Annotated in this window: 23 protein-coding genes; 11 read left to right on the plus strand and 12 right to left on the minus strand. The window is 59.2% G+C overall.

Translation table 11 applies throughout. From position 1 onward, the window contains the following. Positions 1-322: 322 nt before the first annotated feature. Genes paaK through paaG form a run of 5 tightly spaced genes read right to left on the minus strand, consistent with a single transcriptional unit; the run spans position 323 to position 5,693 of the window. Positions 323-1,630 (minus strand): phenylacetate--CoA ligase PaaK, encoded by a 1,308-nt coding sequence (paaK, locus tag ACJO5Y_RS08405; RefSeq protein ID WP_406986094.1) that lies wholly within the window; start codon positions 1,628-1,630, stop codon positions 323-325. A 60-nt stretch (positions 1,631-1,690) separates the two neighbouring features. Then, the gene (gene pcaF, locus ACJO5Y_RS08410) at positions 1,691-2,938 is read right to left on the minus strand and encodes a 3-oxoadipyl-CoA thiolase (protein ID WP_406986096.1); all 1,248 of its coding nucleotides are present in this window, start codon (positions 2,936-2,938) and stop codon (positions 1,691-1,693) included. Further along, positions 2,935-3,381 carry a hydroxyphenylacetyl-CoA thioesterase PaaI gene (gene paaI, locus ACJO5Y_RS08415; protein WP_406986098.1) on the minus strand — a complete coding sequence of 149 codons (447 nt, stop codon included), beginning with the start codon at positions 3,379-3,381 and terminating at the stop codon, positions 2,935-2,937. Before paaI ends, pcaF begins: the two co-directional genes overlap by 4 nt. Then, the gene (gene paaH / locus ACJO5Y_RS08420) at positions 3,378-4,898 is read right to left on the minus strand and encodes a 3-hydroxyacyl-CoA dehydrogenase PaaH (protein ID WP_406986101.1); all 1,521 of its coding nucleotides are present in this window, start codon (positions 4,896-4,898) and stop codon (positions 3,378-3,380) included. Before paaH ends, paaI begins: the two co-directional genes overlap by 4 nt. 3 nt (positions 4,899-4,901) lie before the next feature. After that, positions 4,902-5,693: a 2-(1,2-epoxy-1,2-dihydrophenyl)acetyl-CoA isomerase PaaG gene (gene paaG / locus ACJO5Y_RS08425; RefSeq protein WP_406986103.1), complete on the minus strand. Its 792-nt coding sequence runs from the start codon at positions 5,691-5,693 to the stop codon at positions 4,902-4,904. 453 nt (positions 5,694-6,146) lie between these two features. Here paaG and ACJO5Y_RS08430 point away from each other — a divergent pair, with 453 nt between their 5' ends. Next, positions 6,147-6,740 (plus strand): phenylacetic acid degradation protein PaaY, encoded by a 594-nt coding sequence (locus ACJO5Y_RS08430; RefSeq protein ID WP_406986107.1) that lies wholly within the window; start codon positions 6,147-6,149, stop codon positions 6,738-6,740. A 40-nt stretch (positions 6,741-6,780) separates the two neighbouring features. Here ACJO5Y_RS08430 and ACJO5Y_RS08435 read toward each other — a convergent pair whose 3' ends face one another. From ACJO5Y_RS08435 to ACJO5Y_RS08445, 3 genes are all read right to left on the minus strand, one after another. Further along, a complete protein-coding gene (locus ACJO5Y_RS08435) occupies positions 6,781-7,680 on the minus strand; it encodes a haloalkane dehalogenase (RefSeq protein ID WP_406986109.1) in 900 nt (299 codons plus the stop codon). Positions 7,681-7,804: 124 nt separating this feature from the next. Beyond that, complete coding sequence (locus ACJO5Y_RS08440; protein WP_406986112.1) at positions 7,805-8,053, minus strand: hypothetical protein; 249 nt, start codon at positions 8,051-8,053, stop codon at positions 7,805-7,807. 125 nt (positions 8,054-8,178) lie between these two features. Further along, on the minus strand, positions 8,179-8,523 hold the full coding sequence (locus ACJO5Y_RS08445; RefSeq protein WP_406986113.1) for a hypothetical protein: 345 nt from the start codon (positions 8,521-8,523) through the stop codon (positions 8,179-8,181). Positions 8,524-8,649: 126 nt separating this feature from the next. On the opposite strand from ACJO5Y_RS08445, the gene ACJO5Y_RS08450 reads away from it, so the two are divergent. Together ACJO5Y_RS08450 and ACJO5Y_RS08455 are read left to right on the plus strand one after the other, a co-directional pair. Continuing rightward, positions 8,650-9,726: an AI-2E family transporter gene (locus ACJO5Y_RS08450; protein ID WP_406986115.1), complete on the plus strand. Its 1,077-nt coding sequence runs from the start codon at positions 8,650-8,652 to the stop codon at positions 9,724-9,726. Between the two features lie 142 nt (positions 9,727-9,868). Next, positions 9,869-10,288, plus strand: a complete 420-nt coding sequence (locus tag ACJO5Y_RS08455; protein ID WP_406986117.1) for a peptidoglycan-binding domain-containing protein — start codon at positions 9,869-9,871, stop codon at positions 10,286-10,288. A 70-nt stretch (positions 10,289-10,358) separates the two neighbouring features. Here ACJO5Y_RS08455 and ilvD read toward each other — a convergent pair whose 3' ends face one another. Then, positions 10,359-12,194: a dihydroxy-acid dehydratase gene (ilvD, locus tag ACJO5Y_RS08460; RefSeq protein WP_406986120.1), complete on the minus strand. Its 1,836-nt coding sequence runs from the start codon at positions 12,192-12,194 to the stop codon at positions 10,359-10,361. Between the two features lie 172 nt (positions 12,195-12,366). On the opposite strand from ilvD, the gene ACJO5Y_RS08465 reads away from it, so the two are divergent. Together ACJO5Y_RS08465 and ACJO5Y_RS08470 are read left to right on the plus strand one after the other, a co-directional pair. Beyond that, positions 12,367-13,623 (plus strand): HDOD domain-containing protein, encoded by a 1,257-nt coding sequence (locus tag ACJO5Y_RS08465; protein ID WP_406986122.1) that lies wholly within the window; start codon positions 12,367-12,369, stop codon positions 13,621-13,623. Between the two features lie 50 nt (positions 13,624-13,673). Further along, a complete protein-coding gene (locus ACJO5Y_RS08470; protein WP_406986124.1) occupies positions 13,674-14,252 on the plus strand; it encodes an LON peptidase substrate-binding domain-containing protein in 579 nt (192 codons plus the stop codon). A gap of 9 nt (positions 14,253-14,261) precedes the next feature. Here ACJO5Y_RS08470 and ACJO5Y_RS08475 read toward each other — a convergent pair whose 3' ends face one another. Genes ACJO5Y_RS08475 through ACJO5Y_RS08485 form a run of 3 tightly spaced genes read right to left on the minus strand, consistent with a single transcriptional unit; the run spans position 14,262 to position 17,727 of the window. Next, positions 14,262-15,716, minus strand: a complete 1,455-nt coding sequence (locus ACJO5Y_RS08475) for a bifunctional DedA family/phosphatase PAP2 family protein (protein WP_406986127.1) — start codon at positions 15,714-15,716, stop codon at positions 14,262-14,264. After that, positions 15,713-16,711, minus strand: a complete 999-nt coding sequence (locus ACJO5Y_RS08480) for a GGDEF domain-containing protein (RefSeq protein WP_406986130.1) — start codon at positions 16,709-16,711, stop codon at positions 15,713-15,715. Before ACJO5Y_RS08480 ends, ACJO5Y_RS08475 begins: the two co-directional genes overlap by 4 nt. Further along, complete coding sequence (locus tag ACJO5Y_RS08485) at positions 16,708-17,727, minus strand: GGDEF domain-containing protein (RefSeq protein ID WP_406986132.1); 1,020 nt, start codon at positions 17,725-17,727, stop codon at positions 16,708-16,710. The genes ACJO5Y_RS08480 and ACJO5Y_RS08485 overlap by 4 nt, the downstream gene beginning before the upstream one ends. A 202-nt stretch (positions 17,728-17,929) precedes the next feature. Here ACJO5Y_RS08485 and ACJO5Y_RS08490 point away from each other — a divergent pair, with 202 nt between their 5' ends. The 6 genes from ACJO5Y_RS08490 to rodA all read left to right on the plus strand — a co-directional run bounded on the left by ACJO5Y_RS08490 (position 17,930) and on the right by rodA (position 23,774). Then, a complete protein-coding gene (locus tag ACJO5Y_RS08490) occupies positions 17,930-19,186 on the plus strand; it encodes a glutamate-5-semialdehyde dehydrogenase (protein ID WP_406986135.1) in 1,257 nt (418 codons plus the stop codon). 6 nt (positions 19,187-19,192) lie between these two features. Continuing rightward, complete coding sequence (nadD, locus tag ACJO5Y_RS08495) at positions 19,193-19,843, plus strand: nicotinate-nucleotide adenylyltransferase (protein WP_406986137.1); 651 nt, start codon at positions 19,193-19,195, stop codon at positions 19,841-19,843. A 70-nt stretch (positions 19,844-19,913) separates the two neighbouring features. After that, the gene (gene rsfS / locus ACJO5Y_RS08500; RefSeq protein WP_406986140.1) at positions 19,914-20,264 is read left to right on the plus strand and encodes a ribosome silencing factor; all 351 of its coding nucleotides are present in this window, start codon (positions 19,914-19,916) and stop codon (positions 20,262-20,264) included. Between the two features lie 2 nt (positions 20,265-20,266). Continuing rightward, positions 20,267-20,737, plus strand: coding sequence for a 23S rRNA (pseudouridine(1915)-N(3))-methyltransferase RlmH (gene rlmH / locus ACJO5Y_RS08505; protein WP_406986141.1), 471 nt, complete (start codon positions 20,267-20,269; stop codon positions 20,735-20,737). Between the two features lie 8 nt (positions 20,738-20,745). Further along, positions 20,746-22,638: a penicillin-binding protein 2 gene (mrdA, locus tag ACJO5Y_RS08510; RefSeq protein WP_406986144.1), complete on the plus strand. Its 1,893-nt coding sequence runs from the start codon at positions 20,746-20,748 to the stop codon at positions 22,636-22,638. Next, positions 22,638-23,774, plus strand: coding sequence for a rod shape-determining protein RodA (gene rodA / locus ACJO5Y_RS08515; RefSeq protein WP_406986223.1), 1,137 nt, complete (start codon positions 22,638-22,640; stop codon positions 23,772-23,774). Before mrdA ends, rodA begins: the two co-directional genes overlap by 1 nt. Positions 23,775-23,794: the final 20 nt, after the last annotated feature.

The raw sequence follows: 23,794 nt of genomic DNA on the forward strand, positions 1-23,794 counted from the left end.
TACCTCCGGATCGGGCTTGTTGTTCTGTTGTCCGTGAACAGCGATGCCCTCAGGAATGACTGAAGGGCCATTTACCTCATATTATATGATACTGAATAAATATCAAGTGCTGTCATTGTGTGTCATGTTTTCGTGGTAGATTCAGATTATTAATTTCAAGGTTATGATTTAATTGGAAAAGAAAGTGACACGTAATGAAATTCTATTAAGATTAGTTGTGGGCAAGTAAATTTAAATCGGTGTTTCCGGGGCGGGCAGGCAGAAAAGAAAGAGGCGGGGAGTCAACAGCCACTGCTGTGGGACGGCTCCCCGCCAGGCAAGTCTATTTGTTGCGGCGGTCAAACACGCGCTTGGCCTTGCCTTCAGACCGGGCCAGGCAGTTGGTTTCCACCACCTCGACACGGGTGCTGATACCGATGTAGGACTTGATGTGGTGAGCCAGCTCTTTGGCTGCGTTGGCACGCACGTCATCGCTGGAAACGCCCGGTTTGAGTTCAGCCCGGATATCCACGCAGTCCAGGTTGCCTTCCTTGTAAACCTCAATCTCGTAGTGGGGTGCCAAGGCTTCACACTTCAGTACCTGTTCCTCGATCTGGCTCGGGAATACATTCACGCCACGGATAATCAGCATGTCATCACTGCGGCCGGTAATCTTGTCGATCCGGCGCATGGGCCTTGCGGTACCCGGCAGCAGGCGGGTGAGATCCCGGGTGCGGTAGCGCAGGATTGGCAGGGCCACCTTGGTCAGGGAGGTGAAGACCAGCTCACCGTATTCTCCGTCTGGCAGCACTTCGCCGGTTTCCGGGTTGATGATTTCCGGATAGAAATGGTCCTCCCAGATGGTGGGGCCGTCCTTGGTTTCGATACATTCCATTCCGACCCCGGGGCCCATCACCTCGGACAGGCCATAGATATCCAGGGCCTCGATGCCAAGGCGTTCTTCAATCTCGGTGCGCATGGCGTTGGTCCAGGGTTCTGCCCCGAAAATACCCAGGCGCAGGGGCAACTTGTGTGGATCAATGCCCTGGCGATCCATCTCGTCAGCGATGTTCAGCATGTAGGAAGGGGTCACCATGATGATGTCGGGCTCGAAGTCCCTGATCAGCTGGACCTGTTTCTCGGTCTGGCCGCCGGACATGGGGATGACCGTACAGCCAAGACGTTCAGCCCCGTAATGTGCGCCGAGGCCGCCCGTGAACAGACCATAGCCATAGGCAACATGCACCTTGTCACCACGGGAGCCGCCACCGGCCCGAATGGAGCGGGCAACCACATCGGCCCAGGTGTTGATGTCACTCTGGGTGTAACCGACCACGGTTGGTTTTCCGGTTGTGCCGCTGGAGGCGTGCACCCGCACCACATCCGACATGGGCGTGGCAAACATGCCAAACGGGTAGTTGTCCCGCAGGTCCGCCTTGGTGGTAAAGGGTACCTTGGCCAGGTCTTCCAGGGAGTTGATGTCCATCGGCTTGAGGCCGATATCGTCAAACGCCTTACGGTAGTACGGCACGTTGGTGTACGCGTGAATCAGGCTCCAGCGCAGGCGCTGAAGCTGTTCGTGGCGGAGTTCGTCAATGCTGGCGGTCTCCATCCGGTCGAGTTTGCCAATTTTCTGGAGTGGTAAGCTCATGATTTTGTCCTGCATTGTTCTTGTCGGGTAATGGTCTGTGTTCTGGTCCGGGCGGTGGCGTCAGGCCGCCGCATCCGTCCGTTCAATGATGAGGGCAATGCCCTGGCCAACGCCGATGCACATGGTGCAGAGAGCGTAACGAGCTTTCTGGCCCGCTGCGTGACGGCGCTCCAGTTCGTTCAGGGCCGTGGTCACCAGTCGGGCACCGCTCATGCCCAGCGGATGGCCAAGGGCAATGGCGCCACCGTTGGGATTTACGTGCTCGGCGTCGTCCGGAAGCCCAAGGTCGCGGGTGACCGCAAGGGCCTGGGCGGCGAAGGCTTCGTTCAGTTCAATCACGTCCATATCGGCGAGCTCAAGGCCCGCGGTTGCCAGCACCTTGCGGGTTGCCGGAGCGGGTCCGAAGCCCATGATCCGTGGCTCAACGCCGGCAGTCGCCATGGCAACCACCCGGGCGCGGGGCTTGAGGTTGTATTGCTTGAGAGCGCCAGGCCCGGCCAGCAGCAAGGCGCAGGCGCCATCGTTCACCCCGGAGGCATTGCCGGCGGTCACGGTGCCGTTGTCGCGGAACGGTGTGGGCAGCGTGGCCAGCTTCTCAAGGCTGGTTTCCCGTGGATGCTCGTCGGTATCCACTACCAGTGGATCCTGCTTGCGACGGGGGATGGTCACCGGGGTAATCTCGGCGTCGAATCGTCCGGCCTTCTGGGCTGCGGCGGTGCGTTGTTGGCTGCGCAGCGCGAAGACGTCCTGATCTTCCCGGGCAATGCCGAAGTCGGCGGCCACGTTTTCTGCTGTCTCCGGCATGGAATCAATGCCGTACTGCTTTTTCAGTACCGGATTGACAAAGCGCCAGCCAATCGTGGTATCAAAAATTTCTGCTTTGCGGCTGAACGGGGTTTCTGACTTGCCCATGACGAAAGGCGCCCGGGACATGGATTCCACACCGCCCGCCAGCATCAGACCGGCTTCCCCGGTGCGGATGGCTCGCGCCGCGCTTCCTACGGCGTCCATGCCAGAGCCACAGAGGCGGTTGATCGTGCTACCGGGAACGTCGACCGGAAGGCCGGCCAGCAGCGACGACATACGGGCAACGTCACGATTGTCTTCGCCAGCCTGGTTGGCGCAGCCATACAGAACGTCATCAATTTTTGACCAGTCCAGATCCGGGTTTCTTTCCATCAGGGCTTTCATCGGGATGGCCCCGAGGTCGTCGGCCCGAACGGCTGCCAGAGCACCACCATAGCGGCCAATCGGAGTGCGAATAGCGTCAACAATGTAGGCGTCTTGTAGGCGATTATCTGCGCTCATGAGTGTTCCTCCGAATTAATGACAGGGCCGCGGACCTGGTAGGATTTTCCCCGGAACAGGGCAACAATACGGCCATCCTGATTGATTAAGGTGATGTCGTAGACGCCCGTTCGGCCGCCGCGGGACTGCTCCTCGGCGGTTGCAGTCAGTAGGTCGCCGGCTTTGGCGCCAGACATATAGTCGATGCTGCATCCGGAGGCGACCGTCGCCTTGTCATAGGTGTTGCAGCTGAAGGCAAAAGCGGAGTCGGCAAGAGTGAACAGGTAGCCACCGTGACAGGAGCCATGGCCCTGGATCATGTCGTCGGTCACCATCATGCTCAGCACGGCCCGGCCCGGGGCGACGGATTCGATTTTCATGCCAAGCTTCTGGCTTGCCCGATCCCGGGCAAACATGGCTTCCGCACAGCGTTCGGCCAATTGTTGCGGATCGGTTTCGGTCATGCGTAAAACCCCTTTTCGGCATAATGGTTTTTCCGGAGCAGCAGGGCAGGCCGGTAGCGGTCTTCGCCATAACTGTTCTGGATGTTGGTGAGAACCTGAAATACCCGGCCATTGCCAAGCCGGTCGCTCCAGCTCAGCGGACCCTCCGGATAGTTCAATCCGGCTTTCATGGCCAGGTCGATGTCCTCTTTGGTTGCCACACCGTGCAGTTCGGCATCGGCGGCCTCGTTTGCCAGCATGGCGACGGTGCGCATGACCACAATGCCGGGACGGTCTGCAATCAGGCTCACGGCGATACCCGCTTTTTGAAGTAAAGCACAGGCATCGGAACGCGCCTTGTCGGAGGCCTGGTCGGCGACACAAATCGCCAGCCTGGTTGCCTTGCTGAAGTCGAATGCAAGGTCAAACAGCGCCAGATTGGGAGTGCCTTCCACATGGGAGCGCTCGGTCGCCATACGGCCATCGGTAAGGGCTAGTACCGCCTCTCCGAACCGGAGTTGCCCGGGGCCGTCCCGTTCAATGATTTCGAGGCCGGCCTCGCGGAAGCGATCAACCAGTTGGGCTGCGGCCCCTATCTCGCCTTCAACGATCAGTCGGGTATCTTCGCTTTGGCAAGCAGGCTCGGTGCTTGGCTCCGGGTGCTTGGAGTCCTCGGTATAGCGGTAGAAACCTTGACCGCTCTTGCGGCCGAGTCGCCCAGCCTCAACCAGTTCTTTCTGTATCAGTGAGGGGAGAAAGCGGGTGTCCTGATAATAGGAATTGAAGACCGAATTGGTGACCGCGTAGTTAACGTCGTGGCCAATCAGGTCGGTCAGTTCAAACGGCCCCATCCGAAAATTGCCCGCCTCACGGATGATGGCGTCCAGGGTCGCCGGATCGGCAGCGCCTTCCTGGAGCAGTCGCAAGCTTTCGGCATAAAACGGCCGTGCCACGCGATTAACAATGAAGCCTGGCGTCGAGGTGGCGAACACAGGCTTCTTGCCCCAGTTTGTCGCGGTGGCATGGACAACCTCTGCCACATCGTTGTCCGTGGCCAGGCCTTTTACCACTTCCACCAGCGCCATCAGGGGGGCCGGATTGAAAAAGTGCATGCCGACCAGTCGCTCCGGACGGTGGAGTTTGGCGCCAAGCGCGGTCACGGAGATGGATGAGGTGTTGGTGGCAAGGATGGTGTCCTCGCTGCACAGTTCTTCAAGGTCCGCCAGCAGTGCGCGCTTGATCTCGAGGTCTTCAATAATAGCCTCAATGACCATGCCACTATCGGCAACTTCCGACAGTGCACTGACCGGATGAATGCGACCAATAACGGCGTCGATGGTTTGCTGCTCCATCTTGCCCTTGTCCACCCGGCGCTGAAGCTGTTTTGCGACGCCATCCCGGCCTGCGACGGCAGCGCCATCGCGTTGGTCGTGAAGGTAGACCTTGTGACCCGCCTGGGCGGCCACCTGGGCGATGCCGGAACCCATGGCGCCGGCACCGATGACGGCAATCGTAGTCTGGGTATCAAGAGCCTGCATCGTTTATTTCCCCTTGAAGTCCGGCGTGCGTTTCTCCATGAAAGCGGCTACGCCTTCACGGTAATCCTCGGACCGTCCGGCCATGCGCTGGAGGTCACGCTCAAGGTCGAGCTGCTCTTCAAAGGTGTTGCTGGCACTGGCATGCAGGGCGCGCTTGATCAGGGCGAGGCCTTTGGTGGGCTGGGTGGCAAAGTGCCTTGCCAGCTTCATGGTTTCGTCCATCAGTGTCTCGTTATCAACGCAACGCCAGATCATGCCCCAGTTTTCGGCCTGCTCGGCACTGATTTTGTCACCCAGCAAGGCCATGCCCTTGGCGCGCGCCATACCCGCAACCCGTGGCAAGGTCCAGGTGCCACCGGAGTCAGGCACCAGGCCCAGCTTGCAGAATGCCTGCACGAAACTCGCTGAACGAGCCGCTAGAGTGATGTCGCAGGCCAGGGCAATGTTCGCGCCGGCGCCGGCGGCAACACCGTTCACGGCACACAGAACCGGCATGGGCAGATCACGCAGACTCCGCATCAGAGGGTTGTAGTATTTTTCCAGGGACTCGCCCAGGTCGGGAGCTTCCTGTCCCGGTACAACGCTGCGGTCAGACAGGTCCTGACCGGCGCAGAAACCACGGCCGGCGCCGGTGATGATCAGTACGCGAACAGAGCTGTCCTGGCCGACCTGGCTGACGGCATCGCGCATCTGCTCGTGCATCTCGACGTTGAAGCTGTTCAGGTTGTCGGGGCGGTTCAGCGTAAGCAGAGCCACACCCTGATCGATTTCGAGAAGAATGCTGGACTGAGTCATGGCGTTATCCTGTAGATAGAGTGATGGATGGCTTCAGGGCAGGGGTTATTGGCCCTTTGATGAGCAGGTTGTTTGGCATAAGCAATCCGATGTGACTTTGTTTTTGTCCGAAGTATGTTTCAGCCGACCGGAATCAGAATTGCCACAAGGCGATGTTCCAGTGCTGAACGGGCTGATTGTCAAAATAAGTATATCTATTAATTGATACTGGTCAATGGTAATGCTTTCCAATTTATGTATCACGTTGATTGTTTTTTGTGGAAAGCTCTTTAGTATCTGATAGTTAAAGGGAATTTGTTGATATTTTCCGGGTTTTTCTGATTTTTGACGTGTTTGGAGCGGTTTTTTCACCTCTTTATCTGTGAAAACTTCTCCAGAAAGCGATAAAGTGGTTCGGAAAATGAATCAGAATGTATCATCACATTCCGGGTCTTGTGAGTGAAGGAGATAACCATGCCTAGTTACAGTATTGAGGGCGTTCAGCCTGTTGTTCATCCGTCTGCGTACGTTCACCCAACCGCGATTCTGATCGGAGATGTATGGATCGGCCCTGGTTGCTACGTTGGTCCGGCAGCCTCTTTGCGTGGCGACTTTGGGCGTATCGTGTTAAAGGAGGGGGCGAATATTCAGGACACCTGCGTGACACATGCCTTCCCGGGCAAAGATGTGGTGGTCGAGAAAAACGGGCACGTAGGGCATGGCGCGATTCTTCACGGATGTATCGTCGGTGAGGATGCAATGGTCGGGATGAACGCAGTGGTTATGGACGAGGCCGTTATAGCCCCCCGTTCCATCGTTGGCGCGGGGGCCCTGGTTAAAGCCGGTTTTCAGTGCGATCCTGCATCATTGATTGTGGGTACGCCCGCTAAGGTGGTACGCACCTTGAGTGATAACGAGATAGCCTGGAAGGCGGAGGGAACCGAAGAATACAAGAGGCTGACTCTTCGCTGCTTCGCGAGCCTGGAGGAGTGCCAGCCTCTGGAAGAGGCTGACGCTGATCGGCCCAGGGTTGATGCTGGCAGCTACCAGCCCAAACACCAGGCTTGATTTGGGGGCAGCTGTTTACCGCATTCGGCTACTAAAAGTGTCAGGCCGCCTGTACCGATTTAAGAGCATCGTTGATGATGCGTGCAAAGTCATCCGGGGAGTCTTCCTGGAGGAAGTGACCGCCCCTGAGCGTGATGTGAGGTTGGCCATAGGCCCCGGGGATGCGTCGTTGCATATAGCGGTCACCGCCACGGGTGATGGGATCGCCACTGCTGAAGCAGGTGATGAATGGCTTTCGCCACTTCTCCAGGACTTTCCAGGCCGCCTTGTTGGGTTCGCTGGCCGGATCATCCGGTGAGACCGGTACCAGTTTGGGAAATGCTCTGGCCCCGGCCTTGTACTCGGGGCCGGGGAACGGCGCCTCGTACGCCGCCAGCTCGGCCCGGCTGAGAGCACGTTCCGTACCCAGCTGAACGATACGTCCTACCGGGAACCATGGGCTGTGGGTGGCGAAGGCTTTCCATAGCGTAAAGACCGGGGGGATGCGGGTTTCACCCGTGGGCAGCATGCCGTTGCCAACGATGATCCGCTGGAACCGGTGCGGATTTTCCGCCGCCAGGCGCAGTCCCAGCAGGGATCCCCAATTCTGGCAAACCAGTGTTATGTTGGTCAGTTCCAGGGATTCCAGCCAGCCGGTCAGCCAGTCAATGTGACGCTGGTAACTGTAGTCGCCCACGTTGGCAGGTTTGTCAGACTTGCCGAACCCAATCAGGTCGGGGGCCAGAACCCGGTGTCCCGCAGATGCGACAACCGGGATCATGTGGCGATACAGGTACGACCAGGACGGCTCACCATGAAGCATGAGCACGGGCGAGGCGGTTGCCGGTCCTTCATCAACGAAATGCATTCTCAGGCCCGGTTCCACGTCCAGGTAGTGAGGTGCAAAAGGGTAGTCCGGAAGGCCGTCGAAACGGGCCTCATCGGTTCTCAGAATACGCATGCCATCGACTGTCCTGACTGAGTGGTTGCGTGGCTGTGGTGATCGCAGCCTTAACTTCATTCAGGATAAATCAGATGGGAAATTTGTGTGTTTGGTTTAGGTAACAGAGCGTTGTCTGATTGAATCAGGACGCAAGACCGAACAGCATTTCCGGGTTGTCGAACGCCGTCAGGGCGTCGTCACAGCAGTTAACAGCCCTGCAATCGTCGGCAGAGCATAGGCCAATGGTCTGGCACTGGAAATCCTGGAAGCGCTCGCGGTCGTTTCGGAATATGCGGGCACGGGGCAATGTCGAATGGCAATGGCCGCAAAGCAGTGTGGGGACGGCGCTCCCTTCGGCCGCTACCGCGCGGTAATGTTCTGGTTTACTCATCATAGACCTCCTCAGTCTTCCCAACATAAGGGCCCTATGTGACATTTCAACGACTGGGGCGCCTTGTGTAACTGATGGATAGTACGTACACAAATCCCTGAATGTTCACTTTCACTTTTTCGAGTTCAGCTGTCGGCCTCGGGAGTCGGTCGGCGATTGGAGCGCTTGTCGTCCCAATCCAGCTCTTTCGGGTTGTACCAGCCAATATGGTCCAGCACCTTGTCCCGGGTCGCCGGGGACAGGGTCGGCCACAGCTCCTGAAACTCGTCCAGGCCCTGGTCCCGCTGTTTCAGCTGCTTGCTTTGCAGGCGACGAATAATGCGGGGCAGTTGCAATGCCTCGCCCAGTTGGCCTGGCACCCACACGTCCTGCCCCATCACTTTGCGACGATGGGTTCGGGCGGCCAGCACCTTATGCAGAGCGGTGGCAGCATCAAGGGCCGTTTCAGTCGTAAACTCTTCGTGATCCAAGGCATGACCTGTTTTATTACTGATCAATAACCCACCACTATACCCTGAAAAAGCCTGCACTGGCCACGGGCCGTGTTAGGCTATGATCCAGCTATCGGGAACCGCAGCTCAGGGGATGCTCAATTGATGTACGGAAAACTGGAAACACGGACTTTTCTGGCAATGCTGGTGGGGGTCTCCCTGGCATTTATCTGGTTGATGAAGCCATTTTTCGGCCCGATTTTCTGGGCGGTGGCCATTGCCCTGATCTTCTACCCGGTGCGGGAGGCGTTGTCTCGTAAAATGGGGGATCGCCCCAATATGATCGCGCTGCTCACGCTGTTCATCTGCCTGATCATTGTCGTTATCCCGGTCATCATTCTGCTGACCTCCCTGATCGCGGAAGGGCTGGGGCTGTACCAGAAAATCCAGAGCGGGGAGATCCAGCCAGGCGAGTACATTGACAAGGTCAACCAGTCGTTCCCGGCGATCGAGGCCTTCCTTGCGCAATTCGACATTGATTTCAGCGAACTCAGGGATCGCGCTGTCAGCGCCTTTCTGGGGGGGAGTCAGTTCCTGGCCAAGCAGGCCCTGGGCGTTGGCCAGAATACCTTCCAGTTTTTCCTCGGATTGGCGCTGATGGTGTACCTGGCATTTTTCCTGATCCGGGATGGCAACAAGCTGGTGGAGTTGATGATCCGCGCTCTGCCCCTGGGGGACGAGCGGGAACGCCTGTTGTTTGCCAAGTTCGCGGAGGTCACCCGGGCCACGGTGAAAGGTAACCTGCTGATCGCCATTATTCAGGGGGCTCTCGGGGGGCTGATTTTCTGGATACTGGGCATCACCGGTGCTCTGTTATGGGGTGTGGTGATGGCGATTGTTTCGTTGATACCCGCAATTGGCGCCTCCCTGGTGTGGGTGCCTGTTGCGATTTACCTGACAGCCGTCGGGGACGTGGTTCCGGCCATTATCCTGGCTGCCTATGGCGCCATTGTGATCGGCCTGGCCGATAATGTTTTACGCCCCATTTTCGTGGGGCGTGACACCAAACTGCCGGACTATATCGTGCTGCTATCGACCCTGGGCGGTATTGTTATGTTTGGTATTAACGGGTTTGTGATGGGGCCACTGGTTGCGGCACTGTTCATGGCGTTCTGGGGGATCTTTATCCGGGAGTTTAGTGAGGCCTCGGTGGTGGCGGGAAGTGACGAGGCTGGCCAGTAATCGGGAAAGCGTGATCAGGGTCGGGGCGGCACATAAAAGAATTGTGTTACGCTCCTCACCACATGCCCCCTGCGGGGATAGGCTCAATCCGATAAGAAGAATGAGTATCGTCATGATACCAGAGGATTTTCAGGAGAAATTCATGCGTATAAAAACAACGAACCGTCGTCCGCTGGCCGCTGCCATTATCACAGCAGCGTTGACCATCGCTGCTGTGCCCGCTGCGTTTGCTAACGAGACCGTGGCCCTCAAAAATGCCCTCTATGGGGCCGGTTATGACGTGAACAATGTCAGCGGCACCATGGACGATACCACCCGTTCGGCGCTGCGAGCCTTTCAGCGTGATCAGGGGCTGACAGTGAGTGGAGAGCTGGATGAGGCCACCAAGTCCGCCCTGGGGATGGTGCCGATGGAAGTGGCGGCCAATGCCGCGCCTGCGTCCGGTAGCGCCAATGCTGCTGCGGCTGACACCGGAGAATCCCGGGACTCCGAGGCCAGATCGGAGCCTGAGCAGGATGACGCCGTTGAGGAAGACGATGACGGCGGCTGGTCACTGTTCTGATCTTGGTTCCGTAACGAAAAAGCCCGCTCAGGTAGAACCTGGGCGGGCTTTTTTGTGGGCCAGCCGTGGCTTAGTCGAGCTTGTCGAGATCGCGGACGGCGCCCTTGTCGGCACTGGTAGCCAGCAGGGCATAAGCTTTCAGCGCTGCAGAAACCTTGCGGTCACGGGGAAGCTCAGGTTTCCAGCCCTTGTCGTTGCGCTCAGCGCGCCGGCGATCCAGTTCCCGTTGGTCGACTTCTACGTTGATGCTCCGGTTCGGGATATCAATGCGGATGAGGTCGCCATTCTCAATCAGGCCAATGGCACCGCCCGCCGCTGCTTCTGGCGAGGCGTGACCGATGGACAGGCCGGAAGTGCCACCAGAGAAACGACCATCAGTCAGCAGGGCGCATTCCTTGCCCAGGCCTTTCGATTTCAGGTAGCTGGTAGGGTAGAGCATTTCCTGCATGCCGGGACCACCACGGGGGCCCTCGTAACGGATGATCACGACTTCGTGGGGCTTGACCTCGTCGCTGAGGATGCCGGCCACGGCGGAGTCCTGGCTTTCGAAAACCCGGGCCTTGCCTTCAAAGACATAGATACTTTCATCCACCCCGGCGGTTTTGACCACGCAACCATCCATGGCGATGTTGCCGTACAGAACCGCGAGCCCCCCCTCAGACGAGTAGGCGTGCTCGACGGAGCGGATGCAGCCGCTCTCCCGGTCACCGTCCAGTGACGGCCAGCGGGTGTTTTGGCTGAACGCAGTCTGGGTGGGAATGCCAGCCGGGCCGGCCTTGTAGAACTCCACCACTTCCGCGGGCGGTTTGCGCATGATGTCCCAGGTTTCCAGGGCTTCGCGCATGGTTTTGCTGTGCACCGTCGGCAGGTCGGTGTTGATCAGTCCGCCCCGTTCAAGCTCACCGAGGATGCCCATAATCCCGCCGGCGCGGTGGACGTCTTCCATGTGGTACTTGGGTGAGTTGGGCGCCACCTTGCAAAGCTGCGGTACCCGGCGGGAGAGCTGGTCGATTTCGTTCAGTGTGAACGGAACGCCGCCTTCCTGAGCCGCTGCCAGCAGGTGCAGGATGGTATTGGTGGAGCCACCCATGGCGATGTCCATCACCATGGCATTCTCAAAGGCGGCCATGGAGGCGATGCTCAGCGGCAACACGCTGGCGTCGTCTTCTTCGTAATAGCGCCGTGCGTTCTCTACAATCTGGCGACCGGCGTTAAGGAACAGCTGTTCGCGGTCGGCGTGGGTGGCCAGCATCGACCCGTTGCCCGGTAGTGCCAGGCCGATGGCTTCGGTCAGACAGTTCATGGAGTTGGCCGTGAACATGCCGGAGCACGACCCGCAGGTGGGGCAGGCACTGCGCTCGTATTCGGCGACTGTTTCATCATCCGCGTTGGGATCGGCGGCGATGACCATGGCATCCACCAGGTCCAGCTTGTGCTCGGACAGCTTGGTTTTACCAGCTTCCATGGGGCCGCCGGAGACAAAGATGGTGGGAATGTTCAGCCGCATGGCGGCCATCAGCATGCCTGGTGTGATCTTGTCGCAGTTGGAAATGCACACCAGGGCGTCGGCGCAGTGTGCGTTGACCATGTATTCGACGGAATCGGCAATGATTTCCCGGGACGGCAGCGAGTACAGCATGCCGTCGTGCCCCATGGCGATGCCGTCGTCCACGGCGATGGTATTGAATTCCTTGGCAACGCCGCCCGCGGTTTCGATTTCACGGCAAACCAGTTGGCCCAGATCCTTGAGGTGAACGTGCCCCGGCACAAACTGGGTAAATGAGTTGGCAACCGCAATGATTGGCTTGCCGAAATCTTCGTTTTTCATACCGGTGGCGCGCCAGAGCGCACGGGCACCGGCCATGTTACGGCCTGCGGTGGATGTCCGCGAACGATACTGAGGCATGGGGTTCTGGTCTCTCTATTGTTGCCTGTGACGGGGTTTGGGAACACAGAGGATACCAGATTCGACCCTGATCGCATGGTTGTTTTGCGGGTCCGTGTTTACAATGAGTAACAATAGGGGCGAAACGTTGCCTGCAGGGACGGGAGAGTCAATGTGGAAGGAGAGAGTGTCTATGGCGGTCAAGGAAAGTCTGTCACTGCGTCGTCTCAAGCAGTTTCAGCCTCTTAATCGGCTGACCGACGATCAGTTGGTTGTGCTTGCCAGTCGGGCTGAAAGGCGCGTACACGGGGCTGGGCAGCGAGTGGTCGAACGGGGTGTCCGGGACGGTATGGACCTGTTCCTGGTGGAGGGGGCGGTTGAGCTGGAGTCGGCGGATGGCCGCAAGTCGACCATTGAGGCCGACAGTGACAAGGCGCTCAATCCGATCGCACGTCTGCAACCGAGAATTTACGATGTGACCGCGATCCAGTCCTGTGAATTTCTGGCGGTGGAGCAGGAAATCCTCAATCAGCTGCTGCGCTCGGCACCGGTTCGGCAGGTCGAGATCGAATCCGCAGCGGGATCCGGAGGCGGTGAAAGCGAGGAGCATCACCTGCTGATGGAGTTCTATTCCGAACTGCGCTCCAATCAGCTGAGCGTGCCGAGTGTGCCGGATGTGGCCTGGAAGGTGAGGCGGCTTGTTGAGCGGGAGGATTCCAGCGCAGAACAAGTGGCGCAGGCGATATCCGCGGATCCCGCCATGGCCGCCAAACTGGTGCGAGCGAGCAATAGCCCCCTGTACCGTGGGTTCAGCGATGTCCGCAATGTTCGGGAGGCGGTGGTGCGCCTTGGCATGCGTACTACCCGTCAGCTGGTCACGGTCTTTGCCATGCGGGAAGTGTTCAAGACCCGCCAGGCCGCTCTGCAGAAGGAAATGGACCGGCTCTGGCGTCACTCCCGGGAGGTGGCGGCCCTGTGTTGGGTGCTGGCGGACGGCGCCACCCGGCTCAATCCCGAGGAGGCCTTGCTGGCGGGGCTGCTGCACGATATCGGGGTGGTCCCGGTACTGGTGCAGGCGGAGCATCATGTCAACCTGTTTGCGGATCCGGCGAACCTGAGCCACGCTATTGCCGAGCTGAGGGCGGATATTGGCACCGCCATGCTGGAGAGCTGGTCGTTCCCCGCGCCTTTTGTCGAGGCCGTGCGTCATGCCGAGGACTGGGGGTATGAAAGCCGCAGCCCGGAGCCACAGCTGGTGGACGTGGTGATCGTAGCTCAGTTGCACTCAATGATCGGTTCCAGTCAGAATGCGAACCTTCCCCGGTTTGACGAGGTGCCAGCCTACCGGAGGCTGGGTGAACTTGAATTGAACGCTTCCCGGAGCCTGCAGCTGCTGACAGAAGCCCGCGCCAGGGTGGACGAGGTTCACAGGCTGCTGTCAATTCACTGAGGCTATGTAATGGTTAATTCGGATTCGACTGACAGGTGAGCGGCCCCCAGATGAATGTACCCCTGTTTCCGCTCAACTCCATCGTCCTGCCCAAGGGGAGAATCCCCCTGCAGCTGTTCGAGCCGCGCTATATCGATATGCTGACCCGATGTCTCAAGGAGGACCGGGGGTTTGTGGTCGTGATGCTTCGCGAAGGCCTGGAAACGGCCAAAGAGGCAGCCTTTTACGATATCGGTACTTATGTGCGGATCATTGATTTCCAGCAGCTGGATAACGGCCTGTTGGGTATTACGGTGGAGGGCCAGGGCAAGGTTTCGGTTGTTCGAAGCTGGCAAGAGAACGATGGGCTGAACCTGGGGGACGTTGAATGCCTGATGGACGAGGCCGACTGCGAGGTTCCGGAACGTTACACCGAACTACCCGCCGTGCTGAAAGCGCTGTTTCGCCATCCCGTGATCCGTGACCTGGAAATGGACGTTGATTACAGCGATGCCCGGGATGTCGGGTGGCGTCTGACGGAGCTGTTACCGCTGGACAAGCAGGAAAAACAGCGGTTGGTGGAATTGCAGGATCCGATAGAACGACTGAGCAGGTTACAGTCCCTGCTTGAGGCGCTGGAGCAGGACTGAGTGACGCGCCTAGAACCCGGTCGTCCGGTAGAATAGCATGGCTTGCGGCCATTGGTGCCAGGCATAGGCGGCTGTGAAGGCGACCCAGGCAACGATTGCCCCAAGCAGTGAGACATCCGGAGCCAGTGGTACCCGGTCATAACGGCTGTAACTGGCGCGAATGTAGCCGGTAATGGCCAGCCCAAGGAACAACCCTCCGATAACATCCGTGAACCAGTGCACGCCAAGATACAGGCGGCTGAAGGCCACCAGTACAACGGGCAGGCTGAATACCAGATAGGTGCGCCAGCGGCGACGGTGCCGTGTTTCTCTGGCGACGAAATTGGCTGCCAGCATGCACAGTACCGTTATGCCGGCGGTGTGACCGCTGGGAAAAGCGCCCGATGACGGAGGGGCCAGGACCTCATCAGGCCTTGTTATTCCGGTAAAGGACTTCAGCAGCCACACCAGCAGGAAGGTGAGTCCTGCCGCGGCGAGAATATGAACAGCCGCGCCATAGTAACCCCGGAACACCAGGGCCAGGGAGAGGCAGCCCGCCGCGGTAATCAGCACCGGTGCGTCGCCGGTCATAGTAAAGAATAGAATGGCCGGGTCGAACAGCGGTTGTCGTAATTGCGAAAACCAGGTGGATACGGCGGTGTCGAACGGCTGTAACAGCGTGGTGCCGGTGGCCAGTTGGCTCCAGATCAGGAGCAGCGCCGTCGCGGTAACCGCCAGGGACAGAGAGGGCAGGGGGAATTCGCCCGCCTGGGCGGGACGTTCACTGGAATAGAGCCGCCAGAACCGGTGAGTGGCGTCGTACTTCTCCATTTTGCCGGCCAGCCATTGATAAAGCCGGCTGCTGTATCCCAGTCCGAGTTGAAAGCGGAAGACGGTCAGGTAGATGATGATCAGCACGCCCATACTGATGGCGATGACCGGGTAAAAGTGGGCGGGCGGTTTTATGTCACTGGCCAGTGCGCTGCCTACCAGATAGCCCGGTATCACATAGACCGGCGCCCAGCCCAGCGCTGAGGTCAGGTTGAACAGCAGGAACCGGCGCCACGGCATCATCAATGCGCCGGCCACCAGGGGAATAACGGGCCGTATCGGGCCAACGAAGCGGCCGATCACCACGCTGACCCCGCCGTACCGGTGAAAGAAATACTCACCCTTGTGGATGGCTTTCGGGTAACGGCTCAGGGGCCAGACCCGGTCCAGCTTTCCCTGGCAGAGTCGTCCAAGCGCGAAGCTGATACTGTCGCCGAGAATCGCGCCCAGCGCGGCCCACAACAGGGCTTCGGCCAGGGGCATGGCGATCTGTCCGGCCAGAGCGGCGATGGTGAAAATGATGACCACGCCGGGAATCAGTATACCGGCGATGGCCAGGGATTCGGCGAACGCGGTTGCGAATAGCGCCACGGCCAGCCATTCGGAATGGGCGGTCAGCCAGGTGGCAAGGGACGTCAGCCAGTCACCGCTCATGATCCGGCGGCATCTCCCGGCAGAAACCAGATGGAATCCGCACCGCGTTTGCGGGCTTCCTCCAGGGCGAGGCTGGCGCGTTTGCGCAGCGTGTCCGTGCGGGTGTCACCGGACCCGCGCGTGGTGCAACCCAGACTGACTGTGGCCTTTCCGACCATAGCCCAGTTATGCTCGGCAATGGTTCTGCGGATGCGCTCGGCAATCACCCTTACGCCCTCTTCCGGAGTAAAGGGCAGGATCAGGAAGAATTCGGATTCATTCAGGGTATAGAGGGTATCTCCGGCACGAATGACCCCGAAAAGATGCTGGGTGACATCCCGGAACAGGGTCTGCATGCCGGGCTTGCCATGCAGGTCTTCCACTTCGTCGGCGTAATCAATGGCCAGCGTAACCACCGATAGTGAATGGCCGGTGGCAATGGCGCGGCTGATTTCCTTTTGCAGTGTTTCGTCCAGGAAGCGTGCGTTGTGGGCTCCGGTGACCGGATCGGTGATGGCCAGATCTTCCGCCGACTGGGCCATGTGATTGTAGTGCCAGATATAAAGCGCGCCGATGGTGATCAGTGCCAGGGCGCCGGTCATCACGGTGACGGTTTCCTGGAAAGGTTGGCGGACCAGCAGAAAGGCCGCCAGGGCCATGAATAACAGTAGCGACAGGATAAGCCCCTGGCGCAAGGGCAGGATCAGCAGGTTGAGAAGGATCAAGGGCATGCTCCAGTGGCTGATCCCCGGCGTACTCATGGTGTACATGGCGGCGATCAGACCGCAGTTCAGGGCGGCCAGTATCGCCAGGTGTCCCGGGGCGGACAACTGGTGGCGGCGGCACACAAAGGTGTAACCGGCCCCCGCGAGGGTCAGTAGCGCCATGCCCGCCGCCAGGTAGAAAAGGCTATAGAAGCCATAACGAAGGTTCTGGAATGCCAGGCTGGCAATGAACAGGGTTGCCAGGCAATAACCGGCGAGATGGGTAAAGGTTCTCAGGCGTGTCTCGGTCATGCCGCGGGGCCCTCCGCATCGGCTTCCCTGGTGGGGGGTGAAGAATGGGACCAGGTGCTGTAGGACTGGGCGCGATTGCCGCCCTGCTGCTGGGCCCGGCGCAGGGCATTGGCGGCGGACTGCTGCAGGCTGTCGGCGTTGTCTCCGATGTTGAGGCCGGCGATACCGGCGCTGACGGTTAGTTCCAGGCCGTGGGAAACCAGCAGTGCTCGCAGCCCCTTGCGAATGATCTCGGCCCGGCTGGCGGCATCAGCGGTGGCAATGCCGGGCAGGATAACCAGGAACTGCAGGTCTGCGACACGATAATAAGTGTCAAAATCCCGCAGTTGCGAGTGCAGGTAGCGTCCGATGCGGGGCAATATGGAGCGGATGTCTGCATCCGGATCGGTATCGCTCAGGTGGGTATCCAGACCGAGCATGATGATGGACATGTCCGTGCCTTCCCGCTCACTGCGCTGAATTTCCTTATGCAGGTCAGCGGACAGATATTCGCGGCTGGCGGCCTGGGTCAGTTCATCGGTACGGCGCAGTGGCGCCAGCTGGCGGGATTTATACTCGCGCAGGAATACCAGGATTGCAGTCAGCATGATCGTCAGCAAAAAGGCACTGATCATCTGGTGGCGTTCCGGCAGGCCGGCGGACCATTGGGTTGCAATCATCGCCAGCAGGGCACAGGCCAGGGTTGTGACCGTGGCCCAGGGCAGGGGCAGCAGTGCAAAGGCGAGAAGCGGTGCGGCATACAGCCAGTGCACAAGGCTCCACGGACCGGCCCACAGGCTTGCGGCCAACAAGGCCAGGAACGCACCAAGGACCAGTCGGTTAATCGTTGGCCAGGGGGCACGTGAACGATGAGGATGAAAGGCGCTACCGGTAAACACCAGTGCCGTTGCGGCCAGGGCAGTAAGTGCTGTGAGGTGGTCACCGTTTACGGCGGAGAGTATGGCGATGGCAGCCAATACAATGAAGCCGGCTCTCGACAGGCGACTCAACAGGAATTTTTCGGCCATCTGGGCCATAGTATCCATCCTCTCCCGGACATCCGTTTGTGTCAGCATAACGCAGGTAGCATTGAATAGCCTGCGTCCATCGTCTGTCATTCAATGCCGAACAGGCTGTTCGGCAGCGGTATAATAATCGTTTGGGGTGCGTACTTGAAACGGGAAAGGTAAAGTTAGGGCCTTATTTGTGAATTCAGCTATTAACACCGAAGGTAATCGAATGGATATTGCAGCTTACATGGCTGAAGTGGGTCAGCAGGCACGTTCCGCGGCTACTGTTGTGGCGCGCTCGACCACGGCCGTGCGTAACCGGGCCCTGCTGGCAACCGCCGAGGCGCTGGATTCCGCCCGCAGTGAGCTGGCGGAAGCAAATGCGCGGGACCTGTCACAGGGGCATGAGAGCGGGCTTGATGCGGCCATGCTGGATCGCCTTGAACTGACCCCGCAGCGGATCGATACCATGATTGAAGGGTTGAAGCAGGTCGCCTCGTTGCCGGACCCCATTGGTGCGATTACCGATATGACCTACCGCCCTTCGGGCATCCAGGTTGGCAAGATGCGAGTGCCGCTGGGGGTGATTGGCATTATTTATGAGTCCCGCCCCAATGTAACCGTGGAAGCGGCCAGCCTGTGCCTGAAATCGGGAAACGCCACCATTCTTCGTGGCGGATCCGAATCCATCCACTCCAACCAGGCCATTGCCCGATGTCTGGCCAAGGGGCTGGCTGAAGCCGGACTGCCGGAAACCTCGGTGCAGGTGATCAAGACCACCGATCGCGCCGCCGTGGGTGAGCTGATTACCATGCCTGCGTATGTGGATGTCATCGTACCCCGTGGCGGCAAGGGGCTGATTGAGCGTATCAGCCGCGATGCCCGGGTGCCGGTGATCAAGCACCTGGACGGGGTCTGTCACGTATACATTGACAGTCACGCGGACCCGGAAAAGGCCCTGAACGTTGCCGTGAACGCAAAAACCCACCGGTACGGCACCTGCAACACCATGGAAACCCTGCTGGTGGATGCCGAGATCGCCGAAGACATGCTGCCATTGTTGGCGGACGCTTTTGTGGGCAAGGGCGTCGAATTGCGGGGCTGTGAGCGTTCCCGCGCTATTGTGTCTTCCATGGCTGCAGCAACCGAGGCGGACTGGGAAGAGGAATACCTTGCCCCGATTCTGGCGGTCAGAGTGGTGGATGGCCTGGAAGCTGCCATTGCCCATATCAATCGATACAGCTCGCAGCATACTGACAGTATCATTACGGAAAACTATACCCGGGCGCGGCGCTTCATTACCGAAGTGGACTCCAGTTCGGTAATGGTCAACGCCTCTACCCGTTTTGCTGACGGCTTTGAGTATGGTCTGGGTGCCGAAATCGGCATCTCCACCGACAAGATCCATGCCCGCGGGCCCGTCGGGCTGGAGGGGCTGACGTCCCAGAAGTACGTCGTGTTTGGTGACGGCCACATCCGGACCTGATTGCTTATGCATGTCATATACGGCGGAACGTTTGATCCGATTCATCATGGCCACCTCAGGCTCGCGATTGAGCTGAAGGAGCGCCTGGGGGTGTCGGAAGTGTCATTGGTGCCGTGCCATATCCCGCCGCACCGCGGCTCGACGGACGCCAGCAGCGCCCAGCGCCTGGCGCTGCTGCAACTGGCGGTCGCTGACGAGCCCGGGCTGATTGTGGATGATCGCGAGCTGACGCGGTCGGGGGCTTCCTACACCGCTGATACCTTGCGCCAGTTGCGTGAGCAACTGGGGGAGCATGAGCCGCTGGTCATGGTGGTGGGTACGGACGCGTTCGCAGGGTTTGATCGCTGGCGGGAGTGGGAGCGGATTCCACAGCTGGCCCATGTGGTTGTCGTGAAACGCCCGGGGCCTGCGCTGGAACCGCTGGGCGTGCCGGCGAAACTGCTGCAGGAACGCGGGGTCTCAAGCGCCGATCAGCTTCACAGCGCTCCCGGCGGGTACTGTCTGGAGCTGGATCCGCCCCTTCTGGACATATCCGCCACCGGTATCCGTGAAAGAATCCTGTCTGGCCACTCGCCCCGGTATTTGTTGCCGGATCCGGTCTGGCAGGAAATTCGCCGTCTCGGGCTATACAGTGCCTGCCCTGACGAGAACTTTTAATGCTACAATCGCATCTGAACATGACTTTTCGGGTGGCCGCCCTCGCCGCCATCCGTCCAACAGGGTGATTATGCAGGCTGAGCAACTGAAAGATCTGGTGATAGGTGCACTTGGTGAAGTAAAGGCACAGGATGTGAGCGTGATTGATGTTCGGGATCGTACCAGCGTGACGGATTACATGGTGCTGGCGTCGGGAACATCCAATCGTCATTTGAAATCACTGGCGGATTCCGTACTTGCGGAAGCGAAAGAGCAGGGAGTTCGCGCCAGTAATGTGGAAGGCAGCAACGTCAGTGACTGGATTCTCGTGGATCTGGGGGATGTTGTTGTGCATGTGATGATGCCGGCCACCCGCGAATTCTATGATCTTGAGCGTCTGTGGCGCGATGCCCCGGATCTGGGTGTTGCAGGTAGCGAATAACCATGCGATTGCGCCTGATCTGCGTGGGGCAGAAAATGCCCGACTGGGTCAGTCAGGGATACATTGATTACGCCCGCCGAATGCCGCCGGAGCTGCCATTGGAACTGGTAGAAATTCCCATGGCCCATCGGGGCAAGAATCCGGACATTACCCGGCTGATGCAAAAGGAAAGCGATGCGATCCTCGCTGCCGCGGGGCCCAGGGATCGTGTGGTCGCCCTGGAAGTGGGTGGACGCCCCTGGTCGACGGAAAAGCTCGCCAGCCAGTTGGAAAACTGGCAGCAGGACGGGCGTGACGTCAGTTTCCTGGTCGGTGGGCCGGACGGACTTGCAGAGGCCTGTCGACAGCGGGCAGACCAGCTCTGGTCGCTGTCACCCCTGACGCTCCCGCACCCTCTGGTGAGAATCCTGTTGGCTGAGCAGTTGTACCGTGCCTGGTCAATCACCCGCAACCATCCGTATCATCGGGCGTAGGACGCATCATGCCCTGGGGAGAATTCAAAGACGTAGCCGCCGAGCGGCGTCTGTTCCAGAGACGCACGCTGGTTATGGTATGCGTCGTGTTTGTCATGTTGGGGCTACTTGTAGCCAGGATGTACCAGCTCCAGATCGTTGAACACGATGTGTACACTACCCTCTCCGACAAGAACCGGGTCCAGGTCCAGTCGGTTGCACCTCCCCGTGGTCTGGTCTATGACCGCAATGATGAACTGCTGGCCGAAAACCGACCGGTGTTCGGCGTAACCCTGGTGCCCGAGCGTGTTGACGGTATGGAAGATACGCTGGCCAAGCTCGAAGCGCTTCTCGACATTTCCGAAGAGGACGTGGAACGGTTCCAGCGTCGCCTGCGGGAACCCCGTAGACCATTCCAGCCACTTCCCCTGCGCTACGATCTCAATGAAGAAGAAATCGCCAGCCTCGCGGTTCATCGCCATGAGCTGCCAGGCGTGGAAGTGTCTGCGGAGCTTGTCCGGTATTATCCTCACAGTGAGCTGACCGCCCACGCCCTGGGTTTTGTGGGCCGGATCAACCGGGAGGAGCTGCAGCGTATAGATCCGGTTAACTATGCTGGCACCAACTACATCGGCAAATCCGGGATTGAGCGATTCTATGAGGCGCTGCTGCATGGCCAGGTGGGCTACCAGCATGTGGAGACCAACGCCCGGGGCCGAACGCTGAGGGTCCTGGAGCGGCAGAACCCGGTCCCGGGTGAAGACATCCAGTTGCATCTTGATCTCCGGCTACAGCGCCTGGCCCACGAATTGCTGGACGGCCGGCGAGGCGCCATTGTCGCGATTGAGCCGGATACCGGTGGTCTGCTGGCACTCGCCAGTGTCCCCGGCTTTGATACCAATCAGTTTGTAACCGGTATCAGTGTCGAGAACTACCGGGCCCTGAGCACTGATATCGACAAGCCCCTCTTTAACCGTGCGCTGCGGGGGCAATACCCTCCGGGGTCCACCCTGAAACCCATGCTGGCGGTGGCAGCCCTGGACAGTGGTGCAACCACCCGGGACAAGACCATCTGGGATCCCGGTTATTTCCAACTGAACTCCGGCGGGCGTCGCTACCGTGACTGGAAACGTTCAGGTCATGGCTGGGTCGACCTGACCGACGCTGTGGCGGAGTCCTGCGATATCTATTTTTATGAGATCGCCGTTGAGATGGGCGTGGACACCATGTACGAGTACCTTTCCCACTTCGGATTTGGCGAAGACGCGACTCTGGATGTCTCCGGTGCGCTGAGCGGCCTGTTGCCATCCCGTGACTGGAAGCGGGCGGTGAAGAACGAGCCCTGGTATCCAGGGGATTCGGTCAACATGGGGATTGGTCAGGGGTTTATGCTGGCGACTCCGTTGCAACTGGCGACAGCGACTTCTCTGATTGCGAACCGTGGCCGCTGGGTGGAACCGAGACTGCTGAAAAGCATCAAGGGAGATCGCTCCGCCAATGAGTTCCTCCCCCGCGGGGATCATGATCCTCTGACGCTCAAGAATGCGGACGACTGGGAGTTTGTGGTTGATGCCATGGCGGAAGTCATGCACGGAACCAAGGGTACCGCTCGTGGAGCCGCGCGGGGCGCGCCGTATCGCATGGCGGGCAAGACCGGTACGGCGCAGGTGTTCAGTCTGGCTGAAGATGAAGAGTACGAGGAAGAGGACGTGCGTGAGCGTTTGCGTGATCACGCCCTGTTTGTGGGTTTTGCCCCGATTGATGACCCCGAGATCGCCGTTGCGGTGATTGTCGAAAACGGCGGCAGTGGCAGTGGTACCGCCGCGCCAGTGGCGCGGGCAATGTTTGACGCCTGGTTGCTTGGATTCCCCGAGGAAGGTAAGGCGCTGGTGACGGGCACCACCGAGGAGGGAGCTGAATGATGCTGGGTAATAGCCTGCAGTCGTCGCATCACCCGCTGTCCAGGCCGCGGAGCCTGTGGTCTGCGTTTCATATTGACCCTATCCTGCTGGCCCTGCTTTTGCTCCTGATTGGCGGGGGGCTGGTGGTCCTGTACAGCGGTGCCGACCGCAACATCGAAGTCGTCAAGGCCCAGGGGATTCGCATGGGCGTCGCCCTTGTGGTCATGCTGGTGTTTGCCCAGCTGGACCCGGCCGTATTCCGGCGCTGGGCACCCTGGCTGTATCTGGCTGGCCTTGCGGGTCTGGTTGCGGTCCTGCTGGCGGGGGTTGGCGCCAAGGGGGCCCAGCGTTGGCTGGCTATTCCGGGGCTGCCTCGTTTCCAACCGTCGGAATTGATGAAACTTGTGGTGCCGATGATGGCGGCATGGTACCTGTCGCGTCATTTCCTGCCGCCGACGCTGTCGCGAGTGGGAGTTTCCCTGCTGATTGTATTGGCGCCGATGGCCATGATCATTCTCCAGCCGGACCTGGGGACCTCTCTGCTGGTGGGTACCGCCGGTCTGTTTGTGGTGTTTTTTGCCGGTATGAGCTGGCGCCTGATTGCAGCGTTTGTAGCGATGGTCTCGGTGGCCGCGCCACTGATGTGGTTCTTTGTCATGCGGGATTACCAGAAGCAGCGGGTGTTGACTCTGCTGGATCCGCAAAGCGATCCACTTGGTGCGGGCTGGAACATCATCCAGTCGAAAACCGCCATTGGCTCCGGTGGGGTTGACGGCAAGGGCTGGCTGCAGGGCACCCAGTCCCATCTTGAGTTCCTGCCGGAAAGCCACACCGATTTTATCGTTGCGGTGTTGGCTGAGGAGTTCGGTTTCATCGGCATGTTGGTGCTGATGGCTGTCTATCTGTTGATTATTCTTCGGTGCCTCTACATCGCAGCTACAGCCCAGGACTCATTCAGCCGGCTGCTGGCCGGAGCACTGACCATGACATTCTTTATCTACATCTTCGTTAACGTGGGGATGGTCAGCGGGCTGTTGCCGGTTGTGGGCGTTCCGCTGCCCCTTGTCAGCTATGGAGGGACCTCGAGTGTCACCCTGATGGCTGCCTTTGGTGTGTTGATGTCGATTCACACTCACCGACGAATGATCAGCGCCTGACCATGGACAGCGGGTAATGG

This window comes from Marinobacter alkalisoli (genome assembly GCF_045449855.1).
Taxonomy (GTDB): Bacteria; Pseudomonadota; Gammaproteobacteria; order Pseudomonadales; family Oleiphilaceae; genus Marinobacter.